The 18395-nt window shown below is 47.5% G+C and carries 15 protein-coding genes and 1 tRNA gene; 9 read left to right on the top strand and 7 right to left on the bottom strand.

Annotated elements, in window-relative coordinates:
• Positions 1-682: 682 nt before the first annotated feature.
• Complete coding sequence (locus CAP50_RS03270; protein ID WP_100749071.1) at positions 683-1462, top strand: DUF4230 domain-containing protein; 780 nt, start codon at positions 683-685, stop codon at positions 1460-1462.
• 17 nt (positions 1463-1479) lie between these two features.
• Here the strand turns inward: CAP50_RS03270 and CAP50_RS03275 are convergent, their stop codons facing one another.
• On the bottom strand, positions 1480-3081 hold the full coding sequence (locus tag CAP50_RS03275; RefSeq protein ID WP_100749072.1) for a cryptochrome/photolyase family protein: 1602 nt from the start codon (positions 3079-3081) through the stop codon (positions 1480-1482).
• A gap of 261 nt (positions 3082-3342) precedes the next feature.
• Between CAP50_RS03275 and CAP50_RS03280 the strand changes: the two genes are divergently transcribed.
• The 7 genes from CAP50_RS03280 (at position 3343) to CAP50_RS03310 (ending at position 11605) form a co-directional block, all read left to right on the top strand.
• Positions 3343-4014, top strand: a complete 672-nt coding sequence (locus CAP50_RS03280) for a phosphoribosylanthranilate isomerase (protein WP_100749073.1) — start codon at positions 3343-3345, stop codon at positions 4012-4014.
• A gap of 165 nt (positions 4015-4179) precedes the next feature.
• Positions 4180-5454, top strand: coding sequence for a tryptophan synthase subunit beta (gene trpB / locus CAP50_RS03285; protein ID WP_241900632.1), 1275 nt, complete (start codon positions 4180-4182; stop codon positions 5452-5454).
• A 130-nt stretch (positions 5455-5584) separates the two neighbouring features.
• Positions 5585-6409, top strand: a complete 825-nt coding sequence (gene trpA, locus CAP50_RS03290) for a tryptophan synthase subunit alpha (protein ID WP_100749120.1) — start codon at positions 5585-5587, stop codon at positions 6407-6409.
• A gap of 367 nt (positions 6410-6776) precedes the next feature.
• Positions 6777-7754 (top strand): acetyl-CoA carboxylase, carboxyltransferase subunit beta, encoded by a 978-nt coding sequence (gene accD, locus CAP50_RS03295; RefSeq protein ID WP_172953051.1) that lies wholly within the window; start codon positions 6777-6779, stop codon positions 7752-7754.
• 163 nt (positions 7755-7917) lie between these two features.
• Positions 7918-9285: a bifunctional tetrahydrofolate synthase/dihydrofolate synthase gene (gene folC / locus CAP50_RS03300; protein WP_100749074.1), complete on the top strand. Its 1368-nt coding sequence runs from the start codon at positions 7918-7920 to the stop codon at positions 9283-9285.
• Between the two features lie 240 nt (positions 9286-9525).
• Positions 9526-10788, top strand: a complete 1263-nt coding sequence (locus CAP50_RS03305; RefSeq protein WP_100749075.1) for an SPOR and LysM peptidoglycan-binding domain-containing protein — start codon at positions 9526-9528, stop codon at positions 10786-10788.
• Positions 10789-11074: 286 nt separating this feature from the next.
• On the top strand, positions 11075-11605 hold the full coding sequence (locus CAP50_RS03310) for a DUF2726 domain-containing protein (protein WP_100749076.1): 531 nt from the start codon (positions 11075-11077) through the stop codon (positions 11603-11605).
• Positions 11606-11659: 54 nt separating this feature from the next.
• Here the strand turns inward: CAP50_RS03310 and CAP50_RS03315 are convergent, their stop codons facing one another.
• Positions 11660-12619: a DUF1853 family protein gene (locus tag CAP50_RS03315; protein WP_241900633.1), complete on the bottom strand. Its 960-nt coding sequence runs from the start codon at positions 12617-12619 to the stop codon at positions 11660-11662.
• Between the two features lie 139 nt (positions 12620-12758).
• Here CAP50_RS03315 and CAP50_RS03320 point away from each other — a divergent pair, with 139 nt between their 5' ends.
• Positions 12759-13064, top strand: coding sequence for a monooxygenase (locus CAP50_RS03320; protein ID WP_100749078.1), 306 nt, complete (start codon positions 12759-12761; stop codon positions 13062-13064).
• A 464-nt stretch (positions 13065-13528) separates the two neighbouring features.
• Here the strand turns inward: CAP50_RS03320 and CAP50_RS03330 are convergent, their stop codons facing one another.
• From CAP50_RS03330 to gatA, 5 genes are all read right to left on the bottom strand, one after another.
• Positions 13529-13846, bottom strand: a complete 318-nt coding sequence (locus CAP50_RS03330; protein WP_100749080.1) for an STAS-like domain-containing protein — start codon at positions 13844-13846, stop codon at positions 13529-13531.
• 10 nt (positions 13847-13856) lie between these two features.
• The gene (locus CAP50_RS03335; protein ID WP_100749081.1) at positions 13857-14924 is read right to left on the bottom strand and encodes a hypothetical protein; all 1068 of its coding nucleotides are present in this window, start codon (positions 14922-14924) and stop codon (positions 13857-13859) included.
• 202 nt (positions 14925-15126) lie between these two features.
• A tRNA-Pro gene (locus CAP50_RS03340) sits at positions 15127-15203 on the bottom strand.
• A 115-nt stretch (positions 15204-15318) separates the two neighbouring features.
• Complete coding sequence (gene gatB, locus CAP50_RS03345; RefSeq protein WP_100749082.1) at positions 15319-16845, bottom strand: Asp-tRNA(Asn)/Glu-tRNA(Gln) amidotransferase subunit GatB; 1527 nt, start codon at positions 16843-16845, stop codon at positions 15319-15321.
• Positions 16845-18341 (bottom strand): Asp-tRNA(Asn)/Glu-tRNA(Gln) amidotransferase subunit GatA, encoded by a 1497-nt coding sequence (gene gatA / locus CAP50_RS03350; RefSeq protein ID WP_100749083.1) that lies wholly within the window; start codon positions 18339-18341, stop codon positions 16845-16847. Before gatA ends, gatB begins: the two co-directional genes overlap by 1 nt.
• Between the last annotated feature and the right edge of the window lie 54 nt (positions 18342-18395).

Below are 18395 nucleotides of genomic sequence, written 5' to 3' on the forward strand. Positions count from 1 at the left end.
ATCGTTTCATGGACGCCGTAAGCTTACCTTTATCACTTAGCAATGAACTAGGGGCTTCCTAGTAGATAATGTGTCGCAACTGGTCTCTAACCACTAATCGCGGGCAACTACGCTTTTGTGGCAAAGACACTGGTAAAGCAGTATCGTCACAAAACCGCTCTCACAATAAAAGGGCAGATTTGGATTGACGTATCGATAGAGTAGACGGCGACATATCGGAATTGAAAAAGTCACCAAACGTGTGATGAAAACCTATCTTGCAAAAAACCTGACCAATAAATCTGTGCCGACATTTTATCAATACAATCTGTCTATGTTAGGTAAAGTTCGCCCAAGACGCAATGACTTTTTGTTTTTTCAGCCGTAACTTCGGTCAAAGAATGGCAGATGATTATTGAGACTCGATTATTTACCAGTGTTAAGCTGATTTATGGCAAATGGCGCACGTGTTTTTACTCATAATCTGGTTGCAGGTTATGTTGCGTCTTGGTAGCTATTACTTGAAGTAATAGGTGATTAGTAGCATTTATAGACAGACAGGCGGATGAGATAGGCATGTGGTATTACGCAGCGAGATAAAAGTACGATTTGATAATAGCGAGGCAATAAAAAGCGCTGTTAAGTCGCTGTCGCTAAGGGACTCATCTGCTCTATATAACTGATAATACTGAAGGTGGTGTCAATGAATCATCCCGATAATAAAGCGCCTGCGGATAACGCGCGCGACAACAAATATCCAGCGCCAAATCCACCAACAAAAAAGCCCATTGCCTTTATGTCGTGGCTGATATTGCTGATTGGTTTGGCCGCGCTGGCATTTGCTATCTATAGTATGCAGCCGGCAAGTGAAGAAGCGCCTATCGAAACCATCAGCCGTGAGGGCGTGGTGACGCAGATTCAGCAGTTAAACCGCCTACAAACGGTGGCTTTTAGCGTGGATACAGTGATTACCAGCGAGCGGCAAGGCAGCTGGATGAAGCTGTGGCAAGATGAACAAAAGGGGCTGTTTATCGCTCGCGGGCGCGTCGATGCAGGGATCGATTTGAGTGCGCTGACGCCTGAGATGGTGCAAGTCATCCAGCCCGATCCAGCGACTGACAGTGAAGTGCTGCGCAAAGCTGCCCAAAATGACACGCAGGCCACAACTGTCAACACCGCTGCCATGATGCCGCAAATCAATATCACCTTACCGCCGTCAGAGATATTTTCAGTATATCTGGATGATATTGAGATTTATGACTGGCAGACGGGCGCGTTTGGGCTGATGCAGGTCGATCCAAAGATACTTGCGCAAGCACAGACCATGGCAAAAAAAGAAGTGCTAGAGCGTGCCTGCCGCGGTGATGTGATGAATATTGCCTTGCAAAACGCTCAGACGCAGCTGCAGCAGTTATTTGCCATGACGGGCGCGGTGGTGACGGTGACCACCCAAGGCGCGGGCGCGTGTCAGTGGCCCTCGTAGCACGTCCGTCGACTGTATTACGATTTTTTAAACTCAGCAATGGCCAACTGACGAGCCGCTTTATGCTCGACCATCGGCACAGGGTAGTCGATATCAGCAAACTTGCCGCCCTTTGCCAGCTCTTTACGCACCTTGTCTTCACTATGCAAGATGCTGGCAGGAATATCTTTTAATTCAGGTAGCCAAGTTTTAATAAACACGCCATCCTTGTCATGTGTTTTGCCTTGGCTAAAGGGATTCATGATCCGAAAGTAAGGCGCAGAGTCTGTACCGGTTGAGGCGCTCCACTGCCAGCCGCCATTATTAGAGGCAAAGTCGCCATCGATGAGCTGCTGCATAAAATAGCGCTCGCCTAAGCGCCAATCAATCAGCAAGTCTTTGGTCAAAAACATCGCGGTGACCATACGCAGGCGATTGTGCATAAAGCCAGTCGCATTTAGGCTGCGCATCGCCGCATCAACGAGTGGCACGCCTGTCTTGCCAGTACACCATGCCTCAAGGTCATCCTTGTCATACGACCAATCAATCTTCTTATCTGTCTCTTCTTTATAGGCCTTGTGGCGGATAAGGGCCGGCTTGTCCACTAGCACATGGCGATAAAAGTCGCGCCATGCCAGCTCACTTATCCAGCGATTGATGTCTTCATTGTCGCCATCATTGCCGTGTAGTTTTTCTTGCGCTAGGCTTGCCTGTAGATAGCATAATCTAGGACTGATGACGCCAATGGTCAGGTAGGCGGATAGCTGACTCGTGGCCTCGAGGCTAGGCGTATCACGGCTGATATCATAGTCGTCGATGTCATCGGCAATAAAGTCGTTTAGACGCTGACAGGCAGCTGTTTCGCCTGCAGGGTAGGCGGCGCGGGCTTTTGTTAATTGAGCATCCATATCGAGATGCTGCGATAAATCAGCCTTTTGTCGTGCGTTTTGATAAGTGCTGACCACCTTGTTACTCAATGCTTCGATGTCTTGTAGTGTGGTGGCGCTGTCTTTTGATAATTTTAGCTTGGTTTTATTATTTATGGCGGAGGCTTCATGCATTTGTATGCTGCTGATATCCAAAGTATGCCGCCATTTTTTATAAAACGGGGTAAACACTTGATACATGCTATCGCCATCATTGGTAGTGATACTTTGTGGTGGCAAGATACATTGGTCATGCCAGCGTACAAACTCGATATTGTCTTTTGCTAGCTGCTTTGCTAATTTTTCATCACGGTCGATCTCATTGCCTTCGTACTCATGATTGGCCATGATACAGCGGATATTATTGTCCTGACATAGTATGCTGAGCGCGTCGATACAGTCGGCAAAGCTGGGGCAACGTTGTACCGTCAATGTGATGTTTAGCTGCGCTTGTAGCGCGTTGGCAAGTATGGGCAAGGTGCGGGCGATATGATCCACCTGTACTAAGGAAGTATCGTGCGCATGCCACTGCTCTGGCGTCAAAAAAAACACCGCACTGACGCGCGCATGATCTGCCTGCGCGCGCTCGCAAAGTGCCGTCAGCGCTGTATTGTCATGCAGTCGTAAATCTCGGCGAAACCACATTAGATAATGCGGCATATTCATATCCGTATTATCATCGTTATCGCCATTAGCAGACGCAGTCTTAGACATGCAAGTATCCTTATACCAATCAATCGTAATCATAAACAAAACTATGAATAAAAGTATGCTAGGATAAGTTTTTTGATGCAATGGGTTTGGCAGATAAGTAACAAATCAGCATCATAGCGTCAGGTCGATATAAAAGTGATACAACGAGATTGGGAGCACCAGACTCTCAGTGCAATATACGCTCAGTACAATATACGTTCAGTACTAGGGTAGATATTGAATCTATTAAATCTTTTAAGCCTTTCAAATTAAGGTCAGACAATGCAGGTGAAGTTTTGCGGGTTTACCCAGCTTAGTGATGTTCAGGCCGCTGTGCAGTTGGGTGTGGATGCGGTTGGTTTGGTGTTTTACCCACCAAGCCCGCGTGCTGTCACGCCCAAACAGGCGCAGTCATTGAGTGCCGCTGTACCGGCGTTTGTCAGTGTCGTGGCACTGGTGGTCAATATGACTCACGATGAGCTGCTGGCGCTGGCAAACCATGTATCTTTTGACATCATTCAATTCCACGGCGACGAAACGCCTGAGCAGTGCCAGCAGCTGGCAAGCGCGGTCAATAAACGCTGGATCAAGGCGCTACGTATCGATGCCGAGCAAGACACGGCAGCTAGCGTGCGCGCGCGTATCGATAGCTTTGCCGCGATGGGTGCCAGTAGTATCTTGCTCGATGCTTATCATCCGCAAAAATACGGCGGTACGGGCGCGCGCTTTGATTGGAGTTTGATACCACAGGGCAGCGCGTTACCGATTGTTTTAGCCGGCGGCCTCGCTGCTGATAATGTCGCAGGCACACTTGATTTACCTATCTATGGCGTCGATGTCAGCGGCGGTATCGAATCTGCTAAAGGCAAAAAAGACGCTGCCAAAATGCGCGCCTTTATGAAGGCAGTCAAACGTGACCGATGGCAAAACGAGACGGTCACTGACGGGCTTTAAGATAATTTGCTATATTGGTGTCTATGTGATGTCTATATATTGTTATTTGCTCGTTATTCCGAATTTTTGCTTGTCGCCTAGTTATATGACGATATGGCGGCAAGCCTAGACGCTTTATCTCCTTCATCTTTATATTAAAAGCCCCCACTTATCGTAGGAATTATCATGAGTCATGCCTCAAACAAAGCGCTATCTGATGCTGCAAAATCTATCAATACCTTTACCAATCCAGCAGATGTGCAAGACTTTAATCAATACCCTGATGCACGCGGACACTTTGGTGTCCATGGCGGTCGTTTTGTTTCTGAAACGCTGATGGCAGCATTAGAAGAGCTTGAAACCTTATACACCAAAGTCAAAGCTGATCCGGCTTTTTGGGAAGAATATCACAATGATTTGGTCAATTATGTCGGTCGCCCAACCCCACTTTATCATGCCAAGCGCCTGAGTGATGAGATCGGCGGCGCGCAGATTTATTTTAAACGTGAAGACCTCAATCACACAGGCGCACACAAGGTCAATAATACCATCGGGCAGGCACTACTTGCCAAGATGTGCGGCAAAAAACGCATCATCGCCGAGACGGGCGCAGGACAGCATGGCGTGGCGACAGCGACAATTGCCGCGCGCCTAGGCTTAGAGTGCATCGTCTATATGGGCGCTGATGACGTCGAGCGCCAAAAGATGAACGTCTATCGTATGCGCCTGCTTGGTGCGACAGTGGTGCCAGTGACGTCTGGCTCGCGCACTCTCAAGGACGCGATGAACGAAGCGATGCGCGACTGGGTGACCAACGTTGACACCACTTATTACATCATCGGCACCGTTGCAGGGCCGCACCCTTATCCGCTACTGGTTCGTGATTTTCAAGCGATTATCGGTAAAGAAGCGCGTATTCAACATTTAGAAAAAACCGGCAAATTGCCTGATGCGCTGGTCGCGTGCGTCGGTGGTGGCTCCAATGCGATTGGTCTATTCTTTGACTTCTTAAACGATACAGAGGTGAAAATGTATGGCGTCGAGGCCACAGGCGATGGCATAGAGACTGGCCGCCATTCAGCGCCATTGGCCGCTGGTCGCATCGGCGTGCTGCATGGCAACCGCACTTACCTGATGGCAGATGATGAAGGACAAATCCAAGAAACGCATTCTATCTCAGCGGGTCTTGATTATCCGGGCGTTGGCCCTGAGCACAGCTTCTTAAAAGACATGAAGCGCGTCGAATATGTCGGCTGCACTGACAAAGAGTCGTTGCACGCCTTTCATGAAGTCACACGAAAAGAAGGCATCATACCTGCATTAGAGTCTGCGCATGCTGTCGCCTATGCGCTTAAACTGGCGAAAACCATGGCCCCTGATCAGAGCATTGTCGTCAATATGTCAGGTCGCGGTGACAAGGATCTGCATTCAGTGATGAAGGCAGAAGGGATTGCGTTGTAGTGGTGAGCATTATTTTTGCGACAAACCCACGTTGATGACATACATTGAGTGGCTCTTTGATTGAATGGTAAAGCGCCACTATAGCCAGTTTTTATTAATTTTAGAGACGATTATGACCCGAGTTAAAAGTATGACCAGAATTGAAAGCACCTTTGAAACCCTAAAAGCGCAAAATAAAAAAGCCCTGATTCCTTATGTGATGGCGGGCGATCCAACGCCTGATAACTTTGTCGGCCTCTTGCATGACTTAGTCAAGCATGGCGCAGATATGATTGAAGTGGGTTTGCCGTTTTCTGACCCCATGGCCGATGGTCCAACCGTTGCCTTGGCGGGCGAGCGCGCTTTAGCAGCTGGCACCAGCACCCGCGATGCCCTAAATATGGTGGCAGAGTTTCGCAAGCAAGACACGCAAACGCCAATTATTTTGATGGGTTATCTAAACCCTGTCGAGATCATCGGTTATGATAATTTTGTCACCTTATGCGAGCAGGCAGGCGTCGATGGTATTTTGATGGTGGATTTGCCGCCAGCGGAGGCGGGGAGCTTTACTCAGCATTTAACTGAGCACGCGATGAATGAGATTTTCTTATTATCGCCCACCACTTTGCCTGAGCGCCGTGAGCAAGTGCTGACCCACTGCGGCGGCTATATTTATTATGTGTCGCTCAAAGGCGTGACCGGCTCAGCGACGCTCGATACCGATGATGTCGCCGTTCAAGTACAAGCCATCAAAGCAGAGACCGATCTGCCGGTCTGCGTGGGTTTTGGTATCCGTGATGCGGCCTCTGCCAAAGCGATCGGTCAGCATGCTGACGGGATTATTGTTGGTAGTGCGCTGGTACAAAACTTCGCTGATATCGATGCTAGTGATGCGGCGGCAGTGGCCAATGCTCAACAAAAAATCATGGCAAAAATGGACGAGCTGCGCGGTGCTTTAGACAGTTTGACAGTTTGACAGTTTGACAGTTTGACAGTTTGACAGTTTGACAGTTTGACAGTTTAACGGACGGTATCATAGGTAAGCGGTGAGTTGTCCAAGGTGTCCCTAGATAGGTGGTGAGCTGAGGCGACGGCGCGCTGGGCGAATGACAAGGTTTATCATAACAGGGTTTATAATAACAATGTCTATAAAGACAGCGCGAAATGGCTTTGCTAAAGTTAGTTTACGTGTGTAAACTAACCTCACATATAAATTGTGACCGTCTCGCATGAGCGTATCTGCTGATGGCTTATATCATCGAGCGCTGTGACGGTTACATTAATTTTATAAATGGACTCTTAGGGACAAGTAAACGAGCCAACTTGCCTGTAAGCCTTTGATAATGGCGAATACTATGACTGATACAATAACCAAAGCTGATATGACAACTCCAAACAATATCGAAAAAACCGCAACTAACAAACCCAGCGCCGAAAAAAACGGCAATGCTGCTGGCCAATCGTGGTTTAATCGCCCAATACCTGGTATTAAGCAGCAACTGACCGCTCCATTGACTGCGGTTGAGACTGAACCATCGACCAAGTGTAGCAACTGCCACTCGATGATTACCAATACCGCGCTGATTTTTAACTGTTATGTGTGCCCGCATTGTGACCATCATCTACCGATGAGCGCTCGTGAGCGTCTAAACTGGCTGCTCGATCAAGTAGATGGCGAGCTGGGACAAGAGTTCAATGCAAAAGATCCATTGAGCTTCGTCGATAGTAAGCCGTATCCTCAGCGCATGAGCGAAGCACAAGACAAGACAGGCGAGTCTGAAGCGCTGATCGTGATGTATGGCAAGCTGCGCAATCTAGACATTGTCACTTGTGCCTTTGATTTTCGCTTTATGGGCGGCTCGATGGGTTCGGTGGTCGGTGATCGGTTTGTCCAAGCCGCTGAAAAAGCCCTTGAGGAAAAAATACCACTGGTCTGCTTTGCAGCTTCAGGCGGCGCGCGTATGCAAGAAGGCTTGCTGTCGTTGATGCAAATGGCGCGCACCGCCGCTGCGATTGAGCGCTTGCGATTGGCGGGTGTACCGTATATCGTAGTGTTGACCAATCCTGTCTATGGCGGTGTGACAGCCTCGCTGGCGATGCTAGGAGACATTCATTTGGCAGAGCCAAAAGCGATGATTGGTTTTGCTGGCAAGCGCGTGATCGAGCAGACGGTACGCGAAACCTTAGAAGAGCCGTTTCAGCGCGCTGAGTTTTTGTTAGAGCATGGGGTGGTGGATGAAGTGGTGCATCGTCATCAGCTGATCGATACCATTTATCGTCTGCTGGCAAAACTGTGTCACGTCACCAATGTGGATGCGTAACGCCGCACCGGTTATGGCATTCATCGCATAGCCACAGCTAGAGAACTTCTCTTAAAAAATAGCATTTATCGTCAATCACGGTAAATGCTATTTTTGCTTTTTGGCTAGGTAGTTATATACTGTCTTCAGTTTTTATTTGATTCTTTTTTGATAGGTTTTCTTCATGTCTGACTCCTTAGTTGCTACCTCAAGTACGCCCGATAACCAGTCTAGTTTGACCGAATGGCTCAATTATATGCAGCAAATCCATGTGTCGGCGATTGACATGGGGCTGTCGCGCGTGTTGCCAGTGGCTGAGGCGTTAGGCTTGGTACAATCCGCCAAAAACGATGCTTATGTATTTACTGTAGCGGGCACCAATGGTAAAGGCTCAACGACCGCAGTGATTGCACAAATGTGTCAAGCGGCAGGGTATAAAACGGCGCTGTATCAATCACCGCATTTAAGCGTTTTTAATGAGCGGGTGCGTATCGATGGCGAGATGGTCAGCGATGAGACATTAATCAATGCCTTTAGTAAGGTGGAGGCAGCGCGGCTGCAGTGCGATTTGACATTGTCGTTCTTTGAGATGACGACACTTGCTGCATTATTGATATTTGCCGAAGCAAACTGCGAGGTATGGGTATTAGAAGTGGGACTGGGCGGTCGCTTGGATGTGGTTAATATCATCGATCCTGACATGGCGGTGATTACCAATATCGGTATCGATCATATCGATTGGTTGGGCGACAATGTCGAGGATATCGGACGCGAAAAGGCAGGTATCTTGCGTGACGATATCACGCTGATTTATGGGGCGACTACGATGCCAGATAGCGTGCAGCAGGCGATTGATCAGCATCAAGCGCGCTGCTATCAGGTCGGGCAGGACTTTGCTTACCAAAGCCTCGACTCAGCCACATGGCAGTATAGCAATGCCGCTGTCACGATGCAGCTACCGCGCCCAGCATTGTCGCTTATGAACACTGCCAATGCCTTATCAGCTGTGCTGGCCAGTCCATTAGATATCGATATCAGTGCCATCGAGCAGGCGCTGCAGACAGTCAAGCTGGCAGGACGGTTTGATTACCGCCATACCCAGCAGCGTCATTGGCTATTTGATGTGGCGCACAATGAGCAGGGTGTCGAGTTTTTATTGGCGCAGCTTGTACCGCTTTGGCAGCAGCACCTCGCTGAGCAGCACGAGTCTATAGACAGTCATAGCGGCAGCCAACCTGCCAGCATCAAAATGCTGTTTTCTATGTTAGGTGATAAAGATATCGACCATGTCGTCCAGCGCTTAAGCCAAGCTGGCTTGCCGATCAGCGAGTGGTTTATCGCGGAGATTGACTATCCACGTGCCGCGAGTACCGAGCATTTATACAGCGTCCTGTCTCGCCATGTCGAGCAGGCGCAGATACATCAGTTTGACAGATTAAAAGAAGCCACGCAGGCGGTGATGCAAGCGAGCGATGCGCAGGATCTCATCGTGGTGTGTGGCTCGTTTCATACTATCGGTGAGGCATTAGCAGCACTGACTGCCGATCAGTGATAGTCGATGATGTGACGACCCGTGAGTGATGAAAAGGGCTTTGCTTTCATGTTACGCTTAGCACAAGTGTGATAGCAGACAGCGCGAAAAATATGCTTTATAATCAAAGTGATTGAAATATAGCGTATAACGCCAAAAAACTGACGGATGGGTAAGCTTGTAGAGCCTTGCCCGCCAAGGTTTTAAAGCGATAGCTGCGCCGCTCAATCAACCTTATTACCAACTAAGAGACGTAAACGGATGAACTTTTCGAGACAAGCCTTATTGGGCATTGGGATGATTATCGGCGGTAGCGTGATGCTATACGCTATGGTGCAACAAATCGGCGATAACAGTCAGCCTGCGCCGACCTCAGCGATGGTCGAAAGCTCAAGTACTGAGCAAACCACGCAGCCGCCATTGACAACAGACATCGAAACAGAAAAACGCATCTTGGCACAAAAACAAAAAGAGCGCGCCGCTCGCGTCGCAGAGCAAGAAAGACGTGCTCAGCAGTTTTTGATTGAGCAAGAAGCTGCTGAAGCTGAAGCACTAGCCAAAGCGCGCGCAGAAAGCCAACAATATATAACAAACACTACCGCTGCTGACGATAGCGACAGCACCGCAGCTGAGAAAAAAGACGATACCGCTTCGGCAACAGCAAGCCTTGAAGGTACGGAAAGTTCTGAAAGCACTGATAGCAATACGGCGCAAGCCGCCGCCGAAAAATTAAAAACTGCCCAGCAGCAAGAAGCCAAACGTCAAGCCGCTCTCAAAGAGCAACAAGCCGCCAAAGAGTTGGCACAGCGGCAACAGCAAGCGGAACAAGCCAAACAAGCCAAGCAACAAGCAGAGGCCAAGCGTCAAGCAGAAGCTGAGCGTCAAGCAGAAGCTGAGCGTCAGGCTGCCGAGCAGGCCGCCGCAAAAAAGCAAGCGGCTGAAAAAGCTGCCGAAGCCGCCAAAAAAGAGCCGCCCAAATCCCCCACTGACTATGAAGTCAAACGAGGCGACGGCCTGATTAAACTTGCCAGACAGTATAACGTACCGGTGGAAGCGCTGGCTCAGGCAAACAATATGTCACCCTCGACCTCACTGCAGCTGGGTCAGACACTGACTATTCCTTCACGCAAACAAGTACAGCGTCTAGAGCGAGAAGCAGCGGCAGCCGAAAAAGCGCGTGAAGCGCAGCGCAAAAAAGAAGAAGCATTGGCAAAAAAATCAGCAGAGGCCAAACGTGATGCGCAGCAAAAACTGCGTGACGCTCGCCAACAGGTCAAGGAAACCGATGCCAAAGGAAGCTTTGGGGTGCAAGTCGCACTTGCCAATGATCAGGCCAAAGCAGATGAATTGGCCAAAAAGTTTCAGGCAGCAGGGTATCAAGTAAAGACCAGTCCGACCAGTCGCGGTGTCCGCGTCATCGTCGGTCCTGAGCGCGGTAAAGTGGCAGCGCTGGCGCTCAAAGACAAGATCAACAGCGACCCTAAAGTAAACACCACCAGCGCTTGGGTATTATACTGGCGCTAAACCTCGACTAATGTATCGCCGCTAGCAGTGAGTACTGTTAGGGAGTATAGACACCTTCGCTGTTTCTATGATCTGAGAAAACACGACACTAGATGTCGTGTTTTTTGTTTTACTGATTGCTCAGCTGGGTAGGTTTCGCTACCATGCTGCGCATTTATTTTGTTTTTGTATCACCTGTCAGCCTAAAAAGGTTGACCTGCCGTGATTATTCAAATTCCCAGCTGTGCTTGTGTGTCGGCGCAGCTGGGACTTGGATAATCACTTGTTTATTTTATAAGGTAAAACCATGTCGTTTGGCGTTGTATTTTTAATATTGGCCGTTGGGTTTTTAGGGCTAATTACGTTACCAAAACTATCCTCAAAGCGTCAAAGCATCGAGCCTGAGCCAAAACCTGTGCGCGGTGATGAGTTGGCCATTTGGCCATTTGCACCGATGCCCATCATGACTGATACTGAGGTGATTTTTTTTAAAAAATTAAAAAACGCCTTGCCCGAGTATCACATATTTGTGCAGGTGCAGCTGTCGCGAATCATCGAAGCCAATAGCGATGAGACCTCCGAGCGTAGCTTTTGGTTTAACCGCATTTGTCGTCAGAGTGTCGATTATGTCATCGTCGATATCGACGCGCAGACCACCTTGGTGGCTATCGAGCTTGATGATTGGACACATAGCAGCAAATCACGCCAAAAAGCCGATGACAAAAAGGACAAAGCCCTTGCTAGTGCAGGTATTCCTATCGTGCGCTTTCACGCTGAGCGTATGCCAAGCGCGGATATGCTCAGATATGAGCTGATGCAGGTGATTGAGACGTACTGATAATGATGGTTGTTGGTCGTGATTAAAACTGACCTCTCGGATTGAGGGTGCGGGCTACTCACACTGCCTCGGATAGATGACAATTGGCCTGTCGCCTTCAAAATACAGCCCTGTCTTTGGCAAGCTCTTCTCTGACCAAGTCTGTACAAGCGCTCGTCTGGCGTAACGGTCATAAAAGCTGCGTTTGGTAAACCACTCAATATAGTACGCGCGCCGCAGAGTGCTCGTATCGAGCGTCGCAAGACTGACGGCGTCGCTGTTATCGCACCATTCATGCAGCGGAAAGCTGGGCGTTAGCCAATCTGGTTTATCAAAGCCATAGATATTGAGCGGCAAAAAAAAGCGGCCTTTGACAATACCGTAGCGTTTGTCGATTTTTACTTGCCCGTGATCAGCGGTATCGACCCACACAGCGCGGAACTGCTTGGTCTGCATGTGGGTCATTTTGCGCTGTAAGTTATCATTGGAATTGATACCGACCCAGTTTGCAGGCTCAAAAGGTGGTGCCCCCATAAAGAACTTAATTGCCAGCTCCCAGTGTTCGGTCAGATTGTCCTGATGATTGTATAAAATCAGATCCAGCTCGCCTGTCGTCTGTTTGCCGTTATATAACTGCACATTGTTAGCAAGCGTCTCGTACGGATGTAATTTGCGCGCAAAGCCATCTTCTAGCCAAAATGATAACAATCCCTCAAAGTGAAAACCTAAGCGATTGGGACTGGGACGTGTCAGCAGATATCGCGTCAGCGCCTGATACGCATTGGTGGTATCGAGCTCCTCTAAGCGTGCCTGATAGGCTGCAAACTGCTGCTGCCAAAAGTGTGCGCTATGGACCGACACGGTATGTGTGTTCTGATGCGGCGCAACGTCCAACCACTTTGTTAAGACAGTGGGGCAGGCCAGCACATAAGCCAAATCGCGCACATAGGGGCGCCGATAAGCTTCCCACGGTGCGGTATGTAGATAAGTAAACGGGCCATGAACCGTCGGCTCGATCATAGGATAAACCATCATTACAGTGTACGTTTACCCTAGCGGCTCATGTACCAAAAGTCTATAGTCAATCGATGGCGTATTATATTATGCTAAAATTGCAACTGTCTGGCCGCTAATGGGCGGCCATTTATCCATCTTATATGATGAGGAATACGCCATGAAATACCTATTACAAATCGACTTTCCCTATAGTGGGCCTTTTGGTCACGAGTTTTTTGCCGCGATGAAAGAGCTGGCCGCTGATATCGCAAACGAGCGCGGTCTGGTCTATAAATTATGGACAGAAAATAAAGACACGCAAGAAGCGGGTGGTATCTATGTGTTTGATAACTTAGATGACGCCGATCGGTATTTGGCCAAGCATACCGAGCGCTTAGAGTCGTTTGGATTTACAGGCATCAAGTCTAAAGTGTTTGTCATCAATGAAGCGCTGAGCGCGATTACGAAGGCGTCTTTATACTAATTTATATATTCTACTTACTATTTTATTAGCAAGCATATGAACTTTAATAGTGGTATGTAATTTGTTGATCATTTTTCCGTCTGTATCTGTTTCTATATTTTCAGGCGACTCAACTGGAGTATGCATTTCGATATATTCTAGCAATTCTATGCATTCTTTCGATAAGGTATCGAACTCATGTTTTTTAAGTAAAAGAGTAGGAGCGTTCGATTTAAATTTATCGATACTTTTTCTCAAAATCTTGGAATTGAAATCATACTCACCTTGAGAGCGTGAATAGGGGTGCGTGTTACAAGAGTTTAAAGCAATAGTAGTTATAATATCAAGACGATTAACCACTTCATCTAAACAACGATGTTGCTTAGTTTTGAGGTTCTGAAAATGGAAAAAATAACGGCCAATGCAATTGAAAATACAGTTAAATAATCACTCATATTTAAATTAGAGCCTTTAGATAGTTGAAATTAAGCCTCTTTTACGTATCTCAGTATTTTTTCTCTAATTTCAGGATAGTCATTAGCTTCTATAATAAATTTTTCAGAAAACTTACTTTTAGTTATATTTTTCTTACGAATAAGTCCAGCAAAAGATTGCTCAAGAAAAGAGGAGCCTGCTGATAAAATACCATCAAAATTGACAATAATCTTCTCATCTTCAGGAATGCTATTCATAATACGAACTAAATAATCATAAAAATGCTCACCTGTATAGCTGCCATCAGTATGAGATCTACCTGAAGGCATTAAAGAAAAGTCTTTAGCTACATTAATTGTTGCCATCATTACAAACTCCTTAAACTAATCTAATAACCCAAGAAATTACAGTACCTTCAATTTTCGATTCGAAATCGTCGAAGTTCTTATTAAGAGACAACTCTTTGGCACTACCGTCTGAGTTAGATTGTAATAAATAACTACCACTTTTACTAAGTACTGAGGTATGTACCTGCTTAATCTCTGGAAATTCATTCGTTCTTCTAACTAAATCTAATATATCATTGAAGCCTTTTCCTCTACCTTTTTCTTTAGTACGAGTCGTGTCTAAATTTGTAGCAAGCTGTATTAACTTAGAGTCAGAGTGGTCTTTTAATGATGCTAGATCTGCTCCTAGTATTCCTTCTTTAACCTTATTAGCTTTGCCTTGAAGGACTTCAAGAATAGATAGAGGCGCTGTTTCAGGAATTGTCACTCCTAAATCAGATACCACAACTACAATACATTTCTCATCAATACGTGTAAGAGCATACCATTTTTGAAAGTCAGGATCTGAGCTTTTCATATAAGCATGCTGAATAACGTTATTAATAGCTTCATTAATAGCAGTCACCAGTTTGAAAGGGATATTCTGATCAGTAAATTTCTGGTAGATCATTAGTATATGACTTTGCATGTCTTCTGGTAAATCACAGTTGTTTCCTGAGAACATATGCCAGTTATCAACAATCTCTATATGCTTATTTTTTGTAATTTTACTTAGACCTAATACCCTATCTAGACCTAACAGCGTGAAGACAGCTCTAGGTACTATGCTTTGGCTATGACGTGATTTGAACCTTATATCGAGATCTTCATATTTATTCAATACATGTACGATATGAAGGGCTGTCAGAGGTTCAATCAGTTCTAGTTTTCTAAAGTCAAGATACAACTGGTTATAAGTATTTTTTGATAAAGACCTCAAAACTTTTATTATTTTAGTTCTTTCGTTACCATGGAACAGACTTAATTTCTTATTAAACTCAATTCGCTTCTTACTATGAGAAATTAGCCTAATAGTTCTATCTTTTTTGCTATGGCTCTTTCTTACTTTGATATTAAGTTTCTTGATCCAGTTCTTTTGTTCTAATGTCGTCTTTTTCATTGGGAAGGTGCTATGGCTTATAGGATAAGCAACAATAACAGAATTGGTAGAAATGTCTATCTATAGAGAGCAGATATAAGTCTATTCTTTTAAAGTGGGCATTAACTTATTTCAATAATATATAGAGAGTTTAATTAAATATGATTTGTCGAAGTCAGACAAAAAAAGAGCAGACAATTTATGCCTGCCCTAATTCGATGTTTGGTCGGAACGGCAGGATTTGAACCTGCGACCACCACACCCCCAGTGTGGTGCGCTACCAGACTGCGCTACGCCCCGAATGACTGACTATTTTACGCAAAATTAGGCATATTGCAAGGGCTATTTATCTTGCTACCCATTTGCCCCAAAATTTGACATATCCATAGCCAGTATGAGCGCCATATTAGCAGAGCTATCCCAGCAGCTCTTTTAAAATTTGGTTGACTTGCTGCGGGTTGGCACTACCGCGGCTGGCTTTCATCACTTGCCCGACCAGACCATTAAAGGCTTTTTGCTTGCCGCCTTTATACTCATCTACCATCGTTTGATTGTTGGCGATGACCTCCTCGACCATGGCTTTGATAGCGCCAGTGTCCGTTTCTTGTTTTAGGCCCTTTTCTTCGATGATTTTATCTGCCGCATCATCGCCGTCGCCGCCTTCGCGCTCATATAAGGCACTAAAGACTTTTTTGGCCAATTTGCCAGATAGCGTATCGTCTTTGATACGAGCCAGCATACCAGCCAATTGCTTGGCGCTGATAGGGGAGTGGGTGATGTCTTTATCATCTTTGTTGAGGGCACCGAGCAAGTCGCCCATCACCCAGTTGGCTGCCATTTTGGCATCTTGCTGGCCCACTTCTGCCACCACAGCTTCGAAATAATCAGCAAGCTGACGGCTGCCTGTTAGGATGCGAGCATCGTATTCTGACAGACCAAGCGCTACCTCAAAACGGTCACGGCGAGCCACAGGTAGCTCAGGCATGGCAGCACGAATGCTGTCAATCATATGCTGCTCGATACGGACAGGCAGTAAGTCAGGGTCAGGGAAATAACGATAATCGTTGGCGTCTTCTTTGGTGCGCATGGTGCGGGTTTCGTCGCGCTCAGGATCATAGAGCATCGTTGCCTGCACGACTCTACCGCCGTCTTCGATGATGTCGATTTGACGTTCGATTTCGCGGTTGATGGCGCGCTCGATAAAACGGAACGAGTTTAGGTTTTTGAGCTCAGTACGAGTACCGAGCTCGCCGCCAGGTTTGCGCACAGAGACGTTACAGTCACAGCGGAATGAGCCTTCTGCCATGACCGCATCCGAGATACCCAGCCAAGTGACCAGCTGATGAATGGCCTTGATATAAGCCAGCGCTTCATCCGCTGAGCGCATGTCAGGCTCAGAGACGATTTCGATGAGCGGCGTGCCCGCACGGTTGAGATCGACACCCGTCATGCCATCGACGGCATCGTGGACTGATTTACCCGCGTCTTCTTCTAGGTGCGCGCGGGTGATACCCATCCGTTTTGGGTATTCGTTTTTTTCGCCTTGATTGACCACCACATCGATATAGCCGGTACCCACGATAGGGTTGGCCATTTGGGTGATTTGATAGCCTTTGGGCAAATCAGGATAAAAGTAGTTTTTGCGATCAAAGGTGTTAAAAAGACCCAGCTCGGCATTGACGCCCATACCGAACTTCAGTGCGCGCTCGACCACGCCAGCGTTGAGTACCGGTAGCACGCCAGGTAAGCCTAAATCGACGATGTTGGCTTGGCTGTTTGGCTCGTGGCCGAAGTCAGTTGGGGCGCTAGAGAAAATTTTACTGTCAGTGTTTAGCTGGCAGTGAATCTCAATGCCGATGACCACTTCGTAACCATCAACAAACAATTCGGGACGAACGCTGTCGTTATGAGCGGTATTCTCAGTCGTAGTAGCTGTGTTCATTATACCGTCTCCTTTGCGACGAGTGAGTGTTGTAGATGATGATCGGTATGCTGCTGAAACAGATGAGCGGTCGTTAGCAGCTGACTTTCTTGCCAGTGCTTACCGATTAACTGTAAACCGATCGGCAGACCTTCTGAGGTCAAACCAACGGGCTGACTGAGTGCGGGCAGACCAGCTAGGTTGACTGCGATGGTATACACGTCGCCTAGGTACATGGTCGCAGGATCGAGGTCTTCTGCCAGCTTATAAGCTGCGGTCGGCGCGGTGGGACTAGCGATGACATCACAATTGGCAAAAGCATCATCAAAGTCTTTGACAATTAAGCGGCGCACTTTTTGCGCTTTGGTGTAGTAAGCGTCGAAATAGCCTGCCGATAGTGCATAAGTACCAGTGAGGATACGGCGCTGTACTTCAGGGCCAAAGCCTTCAGAGCGTGAGCGCGTGTATAGGTCAATCAGATCTTTTGGTGCTTCACAGCGATAGCCAAAGCGCACGCCATCAAAGCGTGATAGATTGGAAGACGCTTCGGCAGGGGCGAGCATATAGTAAGTGGCCAGCGTGATATCGGGATCGGTGATATTGACCTCGACGATGGTCGCCCCCAGCTCTTCGTATTTTTTGAGTGCGGCACGGGCGGCTTGTTCGACTTCGCGGTCGAGGCCTTTACTAAAGTATTCTTTGGCGACACCGATACGTAATCCTGCAAAGGGTTTATCGCCTGCAGCGGCCTCTGCATCATTGATGTCTTGTACATAATCTGGCATGTCGTGCTTGATGGAGGTGGCATCGCGCGGATCATGACCGATCATCGGCTGCAGCAGATAGGCACAGTCTTTGGCGCTTTTGCCCATGCTACCGGCTTGGTCGAGACTTGAGGCATAGGCAATCATGCCAAAGCGTGACACACGGCCATAAGTGGGCTTGATGCCGGTGAGGCCACAAAACGAAGCTGGCTGACGAATCGAGCCGCCCGTATCACTACCGGTCGCCACAGGCACAAAACCGGCGGCGACAGCGGCTGCACTACCACCAGATGAGCCACCAGGGACGCGTTCCAAATTCCATGGGTTTTGTACCGTGCCATAGTAAGAGCTGCTGTTGTCCGATCCCATTGCAAACTCATCCATATTGAGCTTACCTAGGCTGATCATGCCCGCTTTTTCGATATTGGTCACGATGGTGGCATTATAAGGCGAGACAAAATTGTGTAGCATCTTTGAGCCACAAGTGGTCAGCACGCCTTGGGTACAAAAGATGTCTTTATGTGCCATGGGCACGCCAAGCAGGGGACGCTTATCGCCTTGGGCGCGCATCTCGTCCGCGGCTTTCGCTTGCGCGCGCGCCGTCTCAGCGGTGTGGGTGATAAAGCTGTTGACCTTAGTGTCTAGGGCGTCGATACGTTTGATATAGTGTTCGGTTAATTCTGCGCTGCTAAACTGCTTTTCTTGCAAGCCTGTAATCAGCTGCTCGGTACTTAATAGGTGAATCTCAGACATAGGGTGTCGTCCGTCAAAGTGTTAATAGCATAAAATAAGATAAAGCCAATAAAG

The organism is Psychrobacter sp. L7, from assembly GCF_002810365.1.
Lineage (GTDB): Bacteria > Pseudomonadota > Gammaproteobacteria > Pseudomonadales > Moraxellaceae > Psychrobacter > Psychrobacter celer.